The sequence below is a fragment of the Synechocystis sp. LKSZ1 genome (assembly GCF_040436315.1).
Lineage (GTDB): Bacteria > Cyanobacteriota > Cyanobacteriia > Cyanobacteriales > Microcystaceae > Synechocystis.
In genome coordinates this window covers 1,264,758-1,282,723 of sequence record NZ_AP031572.1, presented here as the reverse complement: position 1 = coordinate 1,282,723, position 17,966 = coordinate 1,264,758, and the positions used below count along the sequence as shown (strand labels likewise).

General features: G+C 44.7%; 15 protein-coding genes. 14 read left to right on the top strand and 1 reads right to left on the bottom strand.

The window, feature by feature from the left end:
* The first annotated feature begins 114 nt into the window (after positions 1-114).
* The 14 genes from ABXS88_RS06080 to ABXS88_RS06015 all read left to right on the top strand — a co-directional run bounded on the left by ABXS88_RS06080 (position 115) and on the right by ABXS88_RS06015 (position 16,848).
* On the top strand, positions 115-570 hold the full coding sequence (locus tag ABXS88_RS06080; protein WP_353674291.1) for a type IV pilin-like G/H family protein: 456 nt from the start codon (positions 115-117) through the stop codon (positions 568-570).
* A gap of 105 nt (positions 571-675) precedes the next feature.
* Positions 676-2,016 carry a DUF1254 domain-containing protein gene (locus tag ABXS88_RS06075; RefSeq protein WP_353674290.1) on the top strand — a complete coding sequence of 447 codons (1,341 nt, stop codon included), beginning with the start codon at positions 676-678 and terminating at the stop codon, positions 2,014-2,016.
* A 73-nt stretch (positions 2,017-2,089) separates the two neighbouring features.
* Complete coding sequence (locus ABXS88_RS06070) at positions 2,090-3,070, top strand: formylglycine-generating enzyme family protein (RefSeq protein ID WP_353674289.1); 981 nt, start codon at positions 2,090-2,092, stop codon at positions 3,068-3,070.
* Between the two features lie 52 nt (positions 3,071-3,122).
* On the top strand, positions 3,123-5,687 hold the full coding sequence (locus tag ABXS88_RS06065; protein ID WP_353674288.1) for an arylsulfatase: 2,565 nt from the start codon (positions 3,123-3,125) through the stop codon (positions 5,685-5,687).
* 101 nt (positions 5,688-5,788) lie between these two features.
* On the top strand, positions 5,789-6,391 hold the full coding sequence (locus ABXS88_RS06060) for a hypothetical protein (RefSeq protein WP_353674287.1): 603 nt from the start codon (positions 5,789-5,791) through the stop codon (positions 6,389-6,391).
* On the top strand, positions 6,375-6,950 hold the full coding sequence (locus ABXS88_RS06055; RefSeq protein ID WP_353674286.1) for a DUF2808 domain-containing protein: 576 nt from the start codon (positions 6,375-6,377) through the stop codon (positions 6,948-6,950). The genes ABXS88_RS06060 and ABXS88_RS06055 overlap by 17 nt, the downstream gene beginning before the upstream one ends.
* Before the next feature lie 44 nt (positions 6,951-6,994).
* Positions 6,995-7,846: a hypothetical protein gene (locus ABXS88_RS06050; RefSeq protein WP_353674285.1), complete on the top strand. Its 852-nt coding sequence runs from the start codon at positions 6,995-6,997 to the stop codon at positions 7,844-7,846.
* Between the two features lie 27 nt (positions 7,847-7,873).
* Positions 7,874-8,275 (top strand): DUF1622 domain-containing protein, encoded by a 402-nt coding sequence (locus ABXS88_RS06045; RefSeq protein WP_353674284.1) that lies wholly within the window; start codon positions 7,874-7,876, stop codon positions 8,273-8,275.
* A gap of 2 nt (positions 8,276-8,277) precedes the next feature.
* Entirely contained in the window at positions 8,278-8,715 is a 438-nt protein-coding gene (locus ABXS88_RS06040; protein WP_353674283.1) for a DUF202 domain-containing protein, read from the top strand.
* A gap of 58 nt (positions 8,716-8,773) precedes the next feature.
* Positions 8,774-10,276, top strand: a complete 1,503-nt coding sequence (locus tag ABXS88_RS06035; protein WP_353674282.1) for an arylsulfatase — start codon at positions 8,774-8,776, stop codon at positions 10,274-10,276.
* Positions 10,277-10,468: 192 nt separating this feature from the next.
* Positions 10,469-12,268 (top strand): hypothetical protein, encoded by a 1,800-nt coding sequence (locus ABXS88_RS06030; RefSeq protein ID WP_353674281.1) that lies wholly within the window; start codon positions 10,469-10,471, stop codon positions 12,266-12,268.
* 164 nt (positions 12,269-12,432) lie between these two features.
* Complete coding sequence (locus tag ABXS88_RS06025; protein WP_353674280.1) at positions 12,433-14,010, top strand: alpha/beta hydrolase; 1,578 nt, start codon at positions 12,433-12,435, stop codon at positions 14,008-14,010.
* A 109-nt stretch (positions 14,011-14,119) separates the two neighbouring features.
* Positions 14,120-15,463, top strand: a complete 1,344-nt coding sequence (locus tag ABXS88_RS06020; protein WP_353674279.1) for an extracellular solute-binding protein — start codon at positions 14,120-14,122, stop codon at positions 15,461-15,463.
* 383 nt (positions 15,464-15,846) lie between these two features.
* Positions 15,847-16,848: a mechanosensitive ion channel domain-containing protein gene (locus tag ABXS88_RS06015; RefSeq protein WP_353674278.1), complete on the top strand. Its 1,002-nt coding sequence runs from the start codon at positions 15,847-15,849 to the stop codon at positions 16,846-16,848.
* Here the strand turns inward: ABXS88_RS06015 and ABXS88_RS06010 are convergent.
* A complete protein-coding gene (locus tag ABXS88_RS06010) occupies positions 16,845-17,963 on the bottom strand; it encodes a two-component system response regulator (RefSeq protein ID WP_353674277.1) in 1,119 nt (372 codons plus the stop codon). The two genes, ABXS88_RS06015 and ABXS88_RS06010, sit on opposite strands and share 4 nt — an antisense overlap.
* Between the last annotated feature and the right edge of the window lie 3 nt (positions 17,964-17,966).

The window sequence follows — 17,966 nt, the reverse complement described above, 5'->3', positions numbered from 1 at the left end:
TTTTACTCAGTGTCTTCATCAAGTAAATTGGTAAATTTAATGAAATTCTCTCTTTTTTTACTAGCAGTAACACCTTTGACAGTCTTGGGCTTTTCAGAACCAAGTTTTTTAGCCATGGCCCCTGTCTCTGCTCAGGATACCTCCGTGGATCAAGCCCAAAATGCGGCCCTCAAGGCTGTCGCCAAAATGACAGAGGGCCAGCGAACCTACTACCAAAATAATGGCAATTTCCGAGCCCAAGTTGACAATATTCAGCAGGATTTTGGTATTACTTTACCGAATACCTTTGACTACGCGGTGCGGACTACCTCGGAAGCTGCCTACAGTTATCTAATTCCTGCCCAATCTCCCCTGTCGAGCCAACTCAAGGCCTACGTTGGCGCCGCTTTTATTACCCCCGGCCAAAATCCCCAAATTACGACTATCATTTGTCAAAATACCCAACCCGGTCAAACCCGGCCGGCGGATCCCCAACTAGTCAGAGGAACTGACCTGAATAATCCGACTAAGCTGGCTGTAATTTGTGGAGATTTCTCCGTACAAGTTCCTGCATCAATGGTTAATGAATAGGTTACATGGGTCGCTTTTATAAGCGACTAGCAATACATATTGCGATTTCTTTCCTAATACTATTGCGATCGTTTTTTTATCCATTCCTAAAAGATGAAATAATCTATGAATATGAACCTTGTCAGCGAAAAACAAGCCTATGAAATCGGTATTGAGGCTTATCACTATTTCTATCCCTTAATCACGATGGATGTATCCCGCAAGGTTTTTACCAACTATCTATCAGGAGAAAAGCCTGGATTTGGCCCTGTGAATGAATTTCAGAGTTTGCGACAATTTCCTCCTGCCGATTTACGAGTTGTCGTGCGTCCCAATTTCGATACGTTATATACGCTGGCATGGGTTGATATTACTCCGGAGCCGATGATCCTGTCTCTGCCAGATACCCAGGGACGGTATTATCTTCTGCCTCTCTTGGATATGTGGACGGATGTGTTTGCGGTTCCTGGTAAGCGTACCAGTGGCACCCATGCCCAAAATTACGCCGTTGTCCCGCAAAAATGGCAAGGGGAATTACCTGAAGGTGTCGGGAAAATTGAGTCTCCCACGCCCTACTTCTGGATTATTGGACGAATTCAAACCAATGGGGTCGAAGACTATGGAGCAGTGAATCACCTTCAGGATAGCCTTAAATTAACGCCACTTTCGCAATGGGGTAAAACTGTTACTCCTGTCAAAACCGTAATTGATCCCACCGTAGATATGAAAACGGATCCTCTGACTCAGGTCAACACCCTGACAGCAGAACAGTATTTCAGCTACGGAGCAGAGTTGATGAAATTACACACTCCTCACGTTACTGATTGGTCTATTCTGGCCCGTTTAGAGCGTATTGGGCTGAAAGTAGGGGAAAGTTTTGATTTTAATAATGCTTCTTCGGCCATACAAGCTGGATTAAAACGGGCGGTAGTAGATGGATTGCAGATCATGAAGGAGAAAACGCCAACCCTTGCTCCAGTTATTAATGGTTGGCAGATGAATACCAATACGGTAGGCGTGTATGGGAATGATTATCTCAAACGGGCCATTATTACGATGGTGGGTTTAGGGGCAAATTGCCCTGAGGATGCCATTTATCCTTTAAATGTTTGTGATGCGGAGGGCAAACCCTTACAAGGGGAGAATAACTATATCTTGCATTTTGAGCCAGAGGAACTACCTCCTGTAGAGGCGTTTTGGTCTATTACGATGTACGATGCCGAAGGGTATCAAGTCCCCAATTCCCTCAATCGTTTTGCCTTAGGCGATCGCTCTAATTTGCAATACAATGCCGATGGTTCTTTGGATATTTACATTCAAGCCCAATCCCCTGGCAAGGATCAAGAAACGAATTGGTTGCCCTCTCCTCCCCAGGGTCAATTGGGAGTTACCCTGCGTTTGTATTCTCCTAAACCCGCCGTCTTAAATGGAACGTGGAATCCACCCGCTATCCAAAAAATTGCTTAAACAACAAACAAGTTATTTATCGTCCTAAACGACATTAAAGGTAATGCGTTCATCCCACTAATCAACGGGTTTTATGGCTGTATTTCCGAAGCAATTATGGATTTTGGGTTTAGCGATTATTGCCTGGCTATTGCTAGAGCCAATGGTTTTAGCTTGCCCTGAAGAGATGGTGGTCATTCCTGGGGGAACATTTCGGATGGGAGCCGATAACCAATGGATAGAGGAACGAGCTGCCGAAGCCGTTACAGTGAATGCGTTTTGTATGGATAGTCATGAAATCACCAACGCCCAATTTGCTCAATTTGTTCAGGCAACTGGTTATGTCACGGTCGCCGAACGTCCCCTTTCGGTAGAACAGTTTCCTGACCTCAGCGAGGAAGAACGACAACCCGGTTCGGTGGTGTTTCGTCCCGTCCCTCCCGATCAACCCGTTACCGAACTTAGTTGGTGGCATTGGGTGACTGGGGCCAACTGGCGACATCCGGAGGGGCCTGATAGTGACCTTACCGGTCGTGAAAATCATCCTGTCGTTCATATCGCCTACGAGGATGCCCAAGCCTACGCGGCCTGGGCCGGTAAATCCTTGCCAACGGAAGCCCAATGGGAATTCGCAGCGCGGGGGGGCTTAACTGACCAGGTTTTTAGCTGGGGTAGTACCTATTCCCCTCAAAAGGCTAATACTTGGCAGGGAAAATTTCCAGTCACCAATACCCGAAAGGACGGCTATTTAGGTACAGCTCCCGTCGCTTCCTTTTCCCCTAACGGTTACGGCCTGTACGACATGACCGGCAATGTGTGGGAGTGGACTCAAGACTGGTATGCCCCCGGCCATGATGAGTTGGCGGGAAAAATTAATCCCTGGGTTGCTGACAAAAAACAGAGCTTTGATCCCCGCGATCCCGGCGTTACTAAACACGTTATCAAAGGCGGTTCCTTTCTCTGCGCTAAAAATTATTGCAGTCGTTACCGGCCCTCGGCGCGAGAGGCCCAATCCCCTGATACCGGGACTTCCCATATCGGGTTTCGTTTGGCCACTCCAGAGGAGACATCCTAGATTTCTCGCATTAAGTAAAACCTAAAATCAGCTTCAACCCTATGGACTAACTATGCTCAGCAAACTCAAATCTCTTCTGAAGTACCTCCTGCCAGGTCATTTTCAGCCAATCTTTGCGGGATTTCTCTCCCTGGTGATGGTCATGACCTCTAGTTTCTGGTGGTTTCCTGTCCTCGCCCAAAAAATTAACGGCGTACCGGGTTCGCCCAGTGCCACCATGTCCATCAGTGGGGAGCAACTTCCTGCTCCTGCTCCCAAATTTGGCGGGGTGATCAAGGACGATGCCCTACAGTCCAAACCCTGGTGGGCACCCCGCATTGTACCGCCCCAGGATGCCCCCAACGTACTGCTGATCATCACTGACGACGCTGGGTTCGGCGTACCGAGCACCTTCGGCGGAGTGATTCCAACCCCGACCATGGATCGCATTGCCAGAGAGGGCCTGCGTTATAACCGGATGTTCTCGACGGCATTGTGTTCACCGACACGGGCGGCGCTGATTACCGGACGTAATCATCACTCTGCCGGGTTTGGCGTGATTTCTGAGCAGTCCACCGGCTTCCCCGGCTATAACAGCATCATTGAACGAGACAAAGCGACGATTGGCCGAATACTAAAGGACAACGGCTATTCCACCGCTTGGTTTGGTAAGGATCACAATGTGCCCGCGTTCCAGGCCAGTCAGGTTGGCCCCTTTGACCAGTGGCCGACCGGCATGGGCTTCGAGTACTTCTATGGCTTTGTCGGTGGCGATGCTAACCAGTGGCAACCCAACCTATTCCGCAACACGACGCAGATTTATCCCTTCAAGGGTCAGGAAGGCAGTTGGAACCTGATCACCGCCATGGCTGACGATGCGATCGACTACATGACGCGAATGAATCAGATCAGTCCAAGCAAGCCGATCTTCATCAAGTACGCCCCTGGCGCCACCCATGCACCGCACCATCCGACCAAAGAATGGGTGGATAAAATTCACAACCTGCACTTGTTTGACGACGGCTATGAAAAACTGCGGGAACGCATCTTTGAGAACCAGAAGAAACTCGGCGTAATTCCCCAGGATGCCAAGTTAACGCCCTGGCCCAGTGACATCCTGAAACCGTGGGATCAACTCACGGCTGACGAGAAGAAGCTCTTCATTCGTCAGGTCGAGGTCTTCGCCGCCTACGCCGCCTATAGCGATCACGAGATCGGGCGAGTGGTTCAGCAATTCCAGGATCTCGGCAAGCTCGACAACACACTAATCATCTACATCAACGGCGACAACGGGACCAGTGCCGAGGGGGGCCCTCTGGGTACGCCAAACGAGGTGGCTTTCTTCAATGGCTTGAATAAATTGCCCGCCGATGTACAGCTGAAGTTTTATGATGTTTGGGGTACTGAGCAGACCTACAACCATATGTCTGCTGGCTGGTCGTGGGCCTTCGATACCCCATTTGACTGGTTCAAACAAAATGCGTCGCGGCTGGGCGGCATTAACCAGAACATGGTGGTGTCGTGGCCGGCGCGCATTAAGGATAAAGGTGCTTTGCGCCAGCAGTTTGTCCATGTGATCGATGTCGTGCCGACAATCCTCGAAGCCGCTGGCATCCGACCCCCCGAAGTGGTTGACGGCATCCGGCAGTCGCCGATTGAAGGCACCAGTTTCCTCTACACCTTCGACTCTAAGAACGCCAAGGCCCCTTCGCGTCACACTACTCAGTACTTTGAAATGATGGGCCAGTGGGCGTTATATAAGGACGGTTGGGTACTCAGCACTAAGGTAAATCGCGCTCCCTGGGACGCATTTGGCCCCGCTAATCCCGATCCGCTCAACAACCAAGTATTCCAGCTCTACAACCTGAACAATGAATTCACCCAAGCTCAAGACATTGCGGCGCAAAACCCGCAGAAGGTGAAGGAAATGAGGCAGGAGTTCGTTGCCGAGGCCCGGAAACACCAGGTCTTCCCATTGGATGCCTCGGTGGCGGCCCGCATCGTCGCACCTCGACCCAACATCACCGCAGGCCGTAGCGAGTTCGTTTACACCCGGCCGATGGTCGGCCTGCCCCAGGGCGATTCACCACTCCTGCTCAACACCTCCTATTCCGTCACGGCGGACATTGAGGTGCCCCAAGGTGGTGCGGAGGGTATCATGCTGACCTCCGGCGGACGCTTTGGTGGCTATGGCTTTTACCTACTCAAGGGTAAACCGGTGTGGCTCTGGAATATGGTTGACCTGGAGCGACTAAAATGGGAGGGAACCGAGGCGCTCTCCCCTGGCAAGCACACTGTGGAGTTCGACTTCAAGTACGATGGTCTCGGGGCCGGCACCCTTGCTTTCAATGACTTCTCCGGTGTTGGACGACCTGGCGTTGGTACGCTCAAAGTTGACGGCAATGTGGTGGCTACTAAGACGATGCCCAAGACCCTGCCGATGATCCTGCAATGGGACGAGAGCTTCGACATTGGCTCCGATACCTTGACCGGCGTTAACGACGCAGATTATCAGCCGCCATTCGCTTTCACTGGCAAGCTCAACAAGTTGACGGTGAAACTCGATCGCCCGCAACTGTCACCGCAAGACATCAAGAAACTCGAATCTGCCCAACGAAACAATCACGTTTCCGAGTAGTTAAAACAAACCAGAATTGGCGATCGCTTTTTCTCGAATTGGGAGAGAGCGATGGCCTTTAACCACAATCAATTTTAAGGATCAATCTCACCATGAAGTCTATGAAACTCATTCAACACTCGACTCATCCTGTTCTTTTTCTAGTTACTGCTCTATTGACAATAACTCCCTGGGCATTTCCTGTTATTAGCTCTGCTCAGAGCAAGCCCATAAAACAAGAAAGTACTTCTGATCAAAAAGTACAATTAATGTTCGTACAAACGTCAGAAAATTTTAAGGCTAACCCGAAAGATAAAACCCTGCGTTTAGTCAATGTTAACCCCCAAACTCTATATTTTTCTGATCGCCCGAAACGAGTAGCAGGAAATCTCACTATGCCTGCCTATTTCGATGAATGGACAGATAAAGCGGGGGCAGACAACTTTAAAAATGATCCTCCCAATGCCACCCTCTCTGTCTATGAAGGCAGCAATCAAGAAAATACGTTGGCTGTGATCGAAATCAGTAATCCTGTGATGGAAGGCAAAGACCTAATTTATAAGTATAAAATTATTGAAGGTGAACTGCCAAAATCAGGTGGTGCAACGGCTTTGTTTATTGATTGGATTGGTGCTGGTGGTGGGGTTGGCCCTGGTTTTCATGGAGTCGGAGCAGGAACTCGCGGGGTTGGACTGACGGGCGGTTACGGTGGCCCTGCACGATAAGCGTGATAAATTTTCTATGCGTCTCTTAGTATTTGCGATTAGCGCGATCAGCAGTTTGAGTTTATCTATTCCTAGTGGATTCGCTCAAACTTTACCTTTTCCTGAAAACAGCACCTTTTTTACAGGTCAGCCACCTAACCTAGTAACAACAGAAACTCCCGACAGCCGAATAAACTGGCCCAATGCCCATTACTATTTCACGTTTGATCTGCCTAAAAATTCTGTTCAATCGTTAGGAAAAGTAACCATTCAACCCCAACCTAATGTTCAGACGATCCAGTTTAATTTAGCGAATACCACTGCTTTTCAAGGCACTCAAAATAGTCAGGGGCAAGCCTTCGCTTTAAAAGCCAGCCAAGATCCCAAAACGCAGGCGATCGCTGTCATTTTCGATCCTCCCATTCCACCAGGAACAGGCTTTAGTATTCGCTTAGAAGCTAATCAAAATCCATCAGTGTCAGGAACCTATTTATTTTCCGTGACAACGTTTCCTGCGGGGCCAAATCCCATTGGCTTTGATATGGGCGTGGGAAGATTGAGTTTTTATCAAACTTTCTAAGTTTCATCAGTCGGTAGTTGAAATTAAAATGGTAACTTAAAACGATGAACCATCTTTTTTTAATGCTTCTTGTCAAAGCTACCATCTTTTCTCTAATGTTATCGACAGGGGTTAATTTCTCCCTAGAGAAAATGCTCTCTTTTTGGCAAAAACCTGCTTTACTCTTTCGCGCACTTTTCGCAGTGGCAGTACTAGTTCCGCTTGTCGTTGTTATCCTGCTCAAGTTGTTCCATTTACCCTCCGAAGTCATGATCGGATTAGCTTTTTTAGCCGCTTCTCCTGGTGCGCCTCTAACCACAAAGCGATCGCAAATGGCAGGAGCCAGATTTCGCTATTCGGCCAGTCTTCAATTAACTTTGGCTTTACTTTCCGTTATCATTACCCCTGTAACCTTAAGTATTTTTTCTGTTTTCTTTCAAGGAATTCCAGACAAAGTAAAGATTTTAGAAGTTGCACGACAAGTCACACTAGTACAATTTTTGCCTGTTTCTCTCGGTCTTTTGTTACAAAAATTTGGGACTAAGTATGCAGAGGCAATCGCTCGTCCGTTAACAATTGTTTCCAATGGTTTATTTTTAGTGGTGATTATTCTAGCCTCTATTGTTGGGCTTCCTTTGATGTTTAAAATTTGGGGATTACCTCTCGTTGCGATCACAATTATGGTCATTATATCTCTAGCAATTGGACATTTTTTAGGCGGCTCTGATGGAGATAAACGGTCTATTTTAGCCATTTCCTGTATTGCTCGTAATGTCGGTTTAGCCTTATTTATTGCAGTTTTAAATGACATACAAAAGCAAGTTGTTCCTACTTTGATTGCTTACCTAATTTTAGGATCTGTTTTTGGCATTTTATATTCAATTTGGTATAAGCACAAACTGAAAATAGCAACCTAATATTTAGTTGAAAATGAGGTGAACTTAGTGGAGTTATTGGAACATTTAGAAGGTGGATTAGCTCTGGTTATTACCTTGTTTAAGTTCTTACTAGAAGCTATTGCTGTATTTTGTATTATCTTAGGGATCGTAAAAATAGGACAACTCGCGATCACCCTTAATCGTCATCATGGCCCAAACAAATTTTCGCAAATCCGACTAGAATTTGGGATGTGGTTGGTAATGGCTTTAGAATTTCAGTTAGGGGCCGATATTCTTACTACAACTTTAAGTTCTTCCTTTGATTCTTTAGGCAAACTTGGAATCGTCGCCCTAATCCGAACTTTTTTAAATCATTTTTTAACCAAAGAATTAGAATCCCAGTCTCAACAAAAAACGAATAATCATAGATTATTTATAAGCATTAAACCCTTATTTTTGTTGCAATAATTATGAATCAATTTCCTAAGGATCCTGAACCCTCTAAGCCACTTTCTACTAATGAATTAGCCAGCGATCGCACTGAACTGGCTAAATATAGAAGTCGAGCCGCCGCTGACCGTACCTTAATGGCTTGGATTCGTACTTCTTTATCTCTGATTGGTTTTGGTTTTGGCATTCCTACAATTGTGAGAACCATTGAGCGTACTGAAGTGGTTCATCACGTTGATCCTGTCAGATTTTCGGTAATTGTCGGTTTGGCTTTTATTGGCACAGGAATGTTAGGAATGGCTTTAGGATTGAAAGAACACCGTCAATTATTGAAGCAAATTCAACGTGATCGCTATACCTACGAAGAGTCTCACAGCGCGGAAATTGTTGGGGTAGCCTTATTAGTGATTGGCTTCATTAGTTTTATTGGAGTCATTATTAAATCTTTAGATTTCTAAACCGCTTATTAATTTATAATCGAATAGTTCCGATTTAATATTGAATGGGGAATCAAAAATGTCAACAAAACAACCCAATATTTTGATTATCTGGGGTGACGATATTGGTCAATCCAATCTCAGTTGTTACACCCATGGCTTAATGGGTTACAAAACCCCGAATATTGATCGTATTGCTAAAGAAGGAATGCTATTCACTGATTCCTACGCCGAACAAAGTTGTACCGCAGGGCGATCGGCTTTTATTACAGGTCAATGCGTTTTTCGCACAGGCTTAAGTAAAGTCGGAATGCCTGGAGCCAATTTAGGAATGCGTTCCGAAGACCCCACGATCGCCGAATTACTGAAACCGATGGGTTACGCCACAGGTCAATTTGGTAAAAATCATCTGGGCGATAAAGATGAAATGTTGCCGACTAATCACGGCTTTGATGAATTTTTCGGCAATCTCTATCACCTCAACGCCGAAGAAGAACCCGAACTACGAGACTATCCTCCTGCTGCTGATTTTCCCAATTACAAGAAAAATTTTGGCCCACGCGGTGTACTGGACTGTAAAGCGAACCCCGACGGGACCCAAAGCATTGTTGATACGGGCGCATTGACTAAAAAGCGGATGCAAACTATTGATGATGAAGTTCTAGCGAAAGCTAAGGATTTTATCGATCGCCAAGTCAAGGCCGATATTCCCTTCTTTGTCTGGTTTAATACGACCCATATGCACTTCCGCACCCATGCGAAACCTGAGAGTTTAGGGCAGTCGGGACGTTGGCAGTCGGAATACCACGATGTGATGATTGACCACGATAAATGTGTGGGTGAATTGCTCGATTATCTCGATGCTCTCGGTATTACGGATAATACGTTTGTTATGTATAGCACCGATAACGGCCCCCACATGAATTCCTGGCCCGATGCAGGGATGACTCCTTTTCGCAGTGAAAAAAATACGAACTGGGAAGGAGCCTTTCGGGTTCCTGAACTGATTCGCTGGCCTGGTGTGATTGAACCGGGTACGATCTCCAATGAAATTGTCAGTCATCTGGATTGGTTGCCGACTTTGCTGGCGATCGCGGGTGATCCAGAGATTAAGGAAAAACTACTCAAGGGTCATCAGGCAGGGAATAAAACTTTCAAGGTACATCTTGATGGCTATAACCTTGTTCCTTACCTGAAAGGAGAAGTTGAAAAAAGCCCACGCTTAGAATATTTCTACTTTAGTGATGATGGCAACTTAATGGCCCTACGTTATGATCATTGGAAAACCGTTTTCATGGAACAACGAGTACAAGGTACTTGTCAAATTTGGGCTGAACCTTTTGTCGTATTGCGCGTGCCAAAACTGTTCAATCTCCGCACCGATCCCTATGAACGTGCCGATATTACCTCGAATACCTATTGGGATTGGATGTTTGATCACATTCCTTTGGTATTAGCGGCTCAACCGTTGGTTGCTCAATTTATTTCAACTTTTGAGGAGTTTCCTCCGCGCCAAAAAGCTGCCAGCTTTACGGTTGACCAGGTAATGGAAAAAATTATGGACGGCATTACCAGTCACTAATCCTCGAACGCAGGTTAAATGGACAGGGTAAACGCATTTAAATTATCAAACCCATATCTGGCAATGGTTCTGGGATTTACTGAAAAACTCAAGTAACTTCTCAAACCCTTGTCTAATCTGCTTTTTACAAATTAGATGCGTAGCCCCTGGTTAAATGGATTGCATTTAAAAAAACTCATAGGAATGATCACCGTGTCTAAAAATAAAAAAAAATCCATCACATTAACATTAATCATCCAAGGATTTTTAATTGGCGCATCTGGAATATTGGCACAAAAAGTACTGGCTAACCCTGTTCAACTATCTTCAATAACCACAGCAGAAAAATTAGTTAGTTCCTGCAATAGGGCTATCCCGAAATTAAATGCGATTGCACCGACCGAATCCAGTTTGGAAGAAGATCAACCCTTGCCCGCTCCGACGAGTTCCTGCGCCTCGGATTTAGAAATTCTATCTACAACACCAAATACCCTAATTTCTCAGAAATTTTTACCCCCGCCGGCACCGGCCCCCGCGTCTCCTGAGTTGAGTCAGTCCTCACCAATTCAAGATGATAATCGCTGGCGGTTTACCTTTCAGCCCTATGTTACGGTGCCTGTAAGTACCTACGGCAGTGCGACGGTTAGAGGTCGAACGGTGAACTATAGCCTGGGTCTGGGCTCTCTGTTGCAATCTCTAAAATTTACGGCTAGTGGTCGAGTGGAAGCTTGGAAAGGAAATTGGGGTTTCATTATTGATGGCTATTATGCCAACTTAGGGGCTGTCAATAGCATTCAACGGGTCAATACGCGCACGCCGAGTGTCTTTAATACGGTGGACTATCTTTTAAGCCGGGGAATTAACACGAACCTAGGAGCATTTGCCGATCAATTCGATCAGCAGGTTCAAACGTTCAGAGAGACCAAGGAGCTTAAAGCAACCGAGATCCAGACCAAGTTAGCGACGCTGACAAATAATCTTAAAACGCTGAAGGAAACGCTTGGGCAGGATAGGGACGCTCTCGGGAATTTAGCGGGCCGCATTGATCAAGCCAAGGACGATTTTGCCCAAAAAGAACAGCGCTTAGAAACGTTGACAGCAAAAGTAGAAGACCTTAAAAATTTTCGGGAAGCGGGGTTTGAACTCGATGCAGATCAAAAAGTAAAAGCGGCCATTGCGATTAATAGTGCCATTGCTAAAAACCAGGATAAGCTTCAAGATATCCAGGATAAAATTGAGCGAATTGGTCAGCCACCGAGCCTAGATCAAGTACGACAAAATCTCCAAGCGCTCCAAGCAACCCTGACAGAAACTCGACAAAAAATAGATGAACTACGCCAAATCCAAGATAGTGAACCCTTAAAACAACTGCAAGGGGCCTTGGAGGAAACCCAAGCTCAGGTGAATCAGAAACTTGAAAAACTAGAAACGATTCAAGATTTTGTCGAGAATCGAGACCCGCAACAGGTTGCCAATGATATTAGTAGTAGCCTCACGTTTAATCAGGGTATTTATGATTTTGCGCTTACCTATAATTTTGGTGACACACCGCCGATCAGCTTGCCAAAGGAGCCATCGGGCCAAAGCTTCCCGAGAATCTGGTTTCAACCTATTGTTGGCACTCGGCTCAATAGTCTCAATTTAAGTCTAGAAAACACCATCAATTATCAAATTTCGAGCACGCTGGTCAATCTTGAAGGGACGGCCCAAAATACCTATCAAGCGAGTAAGCTATGGTTTGAGCCTTTGCTCGGCGCAAAGGTGGGGATTCAACTTTCCGATCCCATTTCCCTCTGGTTACGGGGAGATTACTCAGGCTTTGGCCTTGCAGGAGACACTGACTATAGTTGGAATCTACTCTTTGGTATGGATTATTGGGTGCGGGAAAATATCTCCCTGCAACTAGGATATCGTTTCTATGAAATCAATTATCAGAACGGCAGTGGTAGTAATGCCTTTGGCTTTTCCGAAAGTTTTAATGGCCCCTTTCTTTCTGCTAGCTTTCATTTTTAGTTTTGGTGTATTTCCCTCTGTACATTTATCTCGACCATCGTACAACTTAAATAAATTTAGTCATCCATTAGCCACTCCAAATGCTTAAAGCTCATGATTTACGGTATCCAATAGGGAAAATAAGCTCCTTTTTGTTAGCAATCGGAGCTACTTGTTTAACAGTAATGCCAGTGCAGGCTGCTGAAAAGCTATTTTTTATCTATAATCCCCTGAACTTTTCCGTTGAGATTAGTTCATTGGAATTGTTTGCCAAAGAAGGAAAGATCAATAAAAATCTCGAATTTTATCTTCAGTTTACAACACCCGAACAAAAAGCTGCCTTTCGAGAGGCCCTGACTAAAAAGATTGATTTATCGCCAGTAGTTGTATCTCGTTTTTTCAATACTAGTATTGGTGAAGATATTCTCACTCGTCTAGGTAGAGGTATTACAATTCAGGGAGGCAGTAATGGGAAGTCTGCTCTTAGAGCTGCTTTGGTTCAAGCGGCTTTTGATCCTCAAGGTTTTACCTTGATCAATGTCCTAAAAAAATTGCCGACTAACATGCAGTTCCAGGGAGAACTATTGTTGGGTTTTGCTCAGGAGGCTAATAAATTTATCCTAGCAACGGAAACTCTGATTAGTGAACTTCGTCAGTTGACTGCCCAGGAAGCTGCCACCGATCGCCCTGTGGACTATTCCCAGTTAACGGATCTGCGTCAGGTTGGCCCCTATAAAGTTACTAAACAAGTTTGGAATTTAACTGATAAAAGCCGCGATCGCTCCTTTTATGTGGATGTTTATATTCCCCAATCCACTGACGGAAAAAGGCCGGTGGTGGTTTTTTCCCATGGGTTAGCCTCCCGTCCTGAAGATTATGGCCAAGCTTTAGAGCGTTTAGCGTCCTACGGTTTTTTGGTGGCGGCTCCCCAACATCCTGGTAGTGATAGTATTTGGGCCAAGGAAGTGCTGGAAGGCTACCATCGGGACGCTTTTGATCTCAATGATTTTATTAACCGTCCTAAAGATATTAGCTTTGTCATTGATGAGCTAGAACGGCGTAATGCTGCTGAGTTTCAAAATAGGTTAGATTTGCAAAATGTGGGCATGGGCGGCCATTCCTTCGGGGGGTATACGGCCCTAGCGATCGCCGGTGCAGAAATTGATTTTGACTATCTTAAACAGGAATGCGATCAACTTTATGGTGGTGTTAACATTGCTCTTTTACTAGAATGTCGTGCCTTAGATTTACCCCGACAAACCTATAACTTTCGAGATAATCGAGTTAAAGCGGTGTTTGCGGCCAATCCTGTCAATCGCGGCATTTTTGGCCCCAAGGGACTAAGTAAAATTACCATTCCTATCATGTTGGGTTCAGGAAGCTATGATCCTGCCGCTCCGCCTGCCTTAGAACAAGCCGCCTCTTTTACCTGGTTGGGAAGCCCCAAAAAATATTGGGCCATGGTCGAAGGGCAAGCCCACGTTAACTTTTCGGAATTGGATGCAGGTCTGAGTAAAAGCATTGAAACTGTGACCCAATTAACTTTACCCAGTCAGAATTTAATCACTGATTACACGGCGGCTATTGAGATTTCTTTTTTTGAAGTTTATATTAATCAAAATGAAAAATTTCGTCCCTATTTACAATCTGCTTATGCGGAATATTTGAGCCAGGGTGAACAGTTTAAGTTGGATTTTATTAGTCAGGCTTCTGTGCAAAAGTTAATTGATGCCATTAAAAAATTCAAGCAGGAAAATCCTTGATCTTTGTCAAAAAGTAGGACTTGGTAAAAAATGGTAATTACTTTTCCTCCTTGTTTAATAACTTGTTGCCCTGTACGATTTCTGATTTTCAAGAAAAAGGATTGTCAAAATGTTTGCTCTGTTAACGCCAGTGAGAGATATTTTGGCCATAGCTAAAAAGCAATTAAAGACAGAATTTTCTTTTAAAAAATGGCTAACATGGAGATATTTACTTTTACTGCTTGTTTTTTCTTTGACTTGTATTACAGCTTGTAGTAATGAGGAAGTTCCTCTAACGGGTAATCAACTTCAAGGTAATTTATTGATCTGGCATTCTTTAGAGCCTGAGGCGGCCAAATTAATTAATGATAGTTTTCAAGAATTTGAACAACTTAACCCTAATGTTAAAATCCAAAGTATTCACCTTCCTAAAGAGCAAATTATCTCGAAGTTTATTGGGCAATCTCAAAAGGGATTTGGTGCTAGTGCCTTGATCGAATTGAACCGCAACTTACCAGCCTTAATTGAAAGTAAGCGTCTTCGGGCGATCGCCCCTGCCGAGATGGATCTAAATCGCTATTTCCCTGCCAATATCCAACAAATTCGTTATCAAGATAAACTCTATGGTATCCCTTTAAAATCCAGTACTCAAGTGCTATGCTATAACCAGGCAAAATTACAAAACAGTGATAATTCTAGCCTCAGTCAACCACCAAAAACCCTAGATGAATTAATAGAAAGAGCAAAAAAAGGCTATTCCATTGGCATGGTTTCTAACTTTGAAGATACCTTTTGGGGAATCGGTAATTTTGGTGGCTACTTGGTCAATGATCAGGGTCAAATAGAAATTAGTTTAGCCGCCTGGAGCAAATGGTTAACCTGGCTCAAACAAGCAGTTACGCAACGAAATTTTGTGATACTGAGAACGGATCATAAAATCCTGGACAAAGCATTTCTTAAGGGATTTTTAACCTATTATGTCTGCAATTCCTCTGAAATTGCTACCTTTAAAAAAATCTTAAAAGAGAATCTAAAAGTGGCACTGTTACCTGGAAACAAACCCTTTAAAGCAACTCCTTTTCTTTATACAGAAACCTTGATGATTAATCGGAGCACGTCGGACAATGAAAGTGCTTTGGCGATTGCCCTCGGCAAATTTTTAACGAATCCCGAACATCAACTTCAAGGTATTGTTCAAACCGAAAGTCTTATTCCTACCAATCGCCAAGTGTTAATGGATCAAGCCTTTTTACCGATTGAATCCGTTTTACTAGAGCAAGCCAAGACAGCCGTTGCCATTCGCCTCGATAATTTAGCGAAAATTCTTCCCAGTTTTGATGTGGCAGAATCACTCTATCAGTCGGCGATCGCAGGCGAAATTTCGACTGAGCAAGCAGCCCAAGAACTGACTGAATTAATTAACCGCCAACTAGGACTTACCATGAAACCCACTAGCTCTTCCCCAACCCATTAGATTCTCTATTTTTACCAATGGAAACTCAAATTCCCACCCTATCAGACCTTTTCCTGCGACAAGGCATTTTTCTGCGTCGTCCAGAGGTACAACATCAGTGGATAGTGATTTTTTCTTCCTTAATTTTTGCCTGGTTTTTCTCCAAATTTTTGTGGCATTGGCTCCAGCATAAATTCCCAAATTTTACTAATTTTTCCCTAGGAGATAAACGACTTTCCTGGCGAGAATACCGAGCGTTTTTCATTCAATCCTTAGATTTTCCCCTACTTGGTTTAGGACTATTGGGATTAGGCCGTCTCCTCTTTTATTCCTTAGAATGGACGGATGGTTTAGTGATTAGAGCCTTCCGTTTAATGATAGTTTACGTTATTTATCGTTTGGGGATGATGGCTCTCTACAATCTTTTCCCAGTGAGAATTATTCGCGCTTATCAAAGTCGTCTCTTCACCCCTCTAATCGTCTTATTTATCGTCGGTAGTATGGCCACGTTAAATGACAATCTTCAGTCCTTATTTCAAATTTATCTCTTTAAATTGTTTGGCAGTGTGGTTACAATTGGCTCTCTGATTGGGTTAATCACAGGCTTTTATTTTTGGATTGTAACCGTTGTAATTCTAGAAGAAATTACCCTCAATCTTTTGAACTCTAAAGCGGAACTAGAACGTGGCAAAATTGAAGCCAGCTTATTGTTAATTCGTTATTTTTTAATTAGTCTGGGGATTGTGATTATTCTGGGAGCTGTTGGGGTAAATGGAACGGCTGTTGCCGCGATTACGGGGGGCCTATCCGTTGGTATTGGTTTTGGGTTACAGCAGGTTGTCAGTAATTTTGTCAGTGGCATTCTTTTACTGTTTGAAGGGGTTTTAAGACCAGGGGATGTGGTGAGTGTGGATGGGGATACCTGTCGCGTAACGAGGCTTGGTATTCGGGCAACAACAGTGGTTCGTTTATTAGATAATGCTGAAAAAGTTATTCCTAATCAAAAGTTTTTTACCTCAGATTTAACTACCTATACAGGGAGTGATCGTCTGGTCTATTGTTCAGTGTCCATTGGGGTTGGTTATGAATCGAAATCTGAAGAAGTGATTCAACTTCTATTAGCGATTGCAACCAATCATCCTAAAATTCTTGCTGACCCTAATCCTGTTGCTTTTTTTCTCGGTTTTGGTGATTCTTGCTTGAATTTTGAACTCAAGTTTTGGCTAGATGATATCAATAATAAAAAACGAGTTATTAGCGATTTGAACTGTGCAATTTTAGAGGTTTTTAATGAGCATCAAATTAGTATTCCTTTCCCCCAGCGAGATCTTCATCTTTACAATGATGAACTATCAACTAGCCTTGGTAAAGGGTTGATTTTTCAGTCTATAGAGCAGAACGACTAAGGCGTCTTGTTATGGTCATCGACAAACTGTTCAGCAATTGCTTTAAAGGTATGGTGTATGGCCAGAAACGCCTCTACTATATCGGGATCAAAATGCTGGCCCCGACCGGCTTGAATAATCTCAATGGCTTGCTCGTGGGGTATGGGTTCCTTATAGACCCGGCGACTAATCAGTGCATCATAGACATCTGCCAGGGCCATTAAACGAGCTGAGATGGGAATATCCTCTCCCGATAGGCCCTCGGGATAGCCTGTACCGTCCCATTTTTCCTGGTGAGAATAGGCAATTTCCTTAGCCATTTGCAAAAAGCCCACCTTCATTCCCAAACTTTTCTCCGCTTGGACAATGGCATCCCGCCCTAGGGTGGTGTGGGTTTTTATGATCTCGAACTCCTCCGGGGTCAGGCGACCGGGCTTCAGCAAAATACGGTCTGGAATACCCACTTTACCGATGTCGTGGAGGGGCGCAGATTTATAGAGCATCTTAATAGTGTGATCTGTCAAAAAAGCCTGGAAGCGGGGATGATTTCTTAACTGTTCCGCTAGGGCCCGGACGTAATTTTGGGTGCGGCGGATATGATTTCCCGTTTCGTTGTCGCGGGTTTCCGCCAGGGAGGCCATGACCTGAATAGTGACATCCTGAATGGCCATGATCTCCTGGGTGCGTCTGGCCACTTCCTGCTCTAAAAAAGCATTTTTATCCCGCAGAAAATCCGCGGAGGCCTTGAGGGCCAATTGGGTTTTGACACGGGCCATGAGGATCGGAGGACTCACGGGTTTAGTGAGGTAGTCGGCGGCCCCTAATTCCAGGCCCTTTTGTTCATCCTCCATTTCTGCCTTTGCGGTTAAAAAGATCACGGGAATTGACTGGGTAGCGGGGTTGGCCTTGAGACGGAAACAAACCTCATAACCATCCATGCCGGGCATCATAATATCCAGCAAGATCAGGTCTGGTGATGGCAGAGTTTGGGCAATTTTAAGCGCTTTTTCACCATTATTAGCAATTTTGACCCGGTAGAAGTCCTTTAATAATCCACTCATAAAAGCCAAATTATCTGGTGTGTCATCGACCACCAGAAGAGTCGCTTTGGGGTGAGTCTCTAAAGCATCATCCATAAA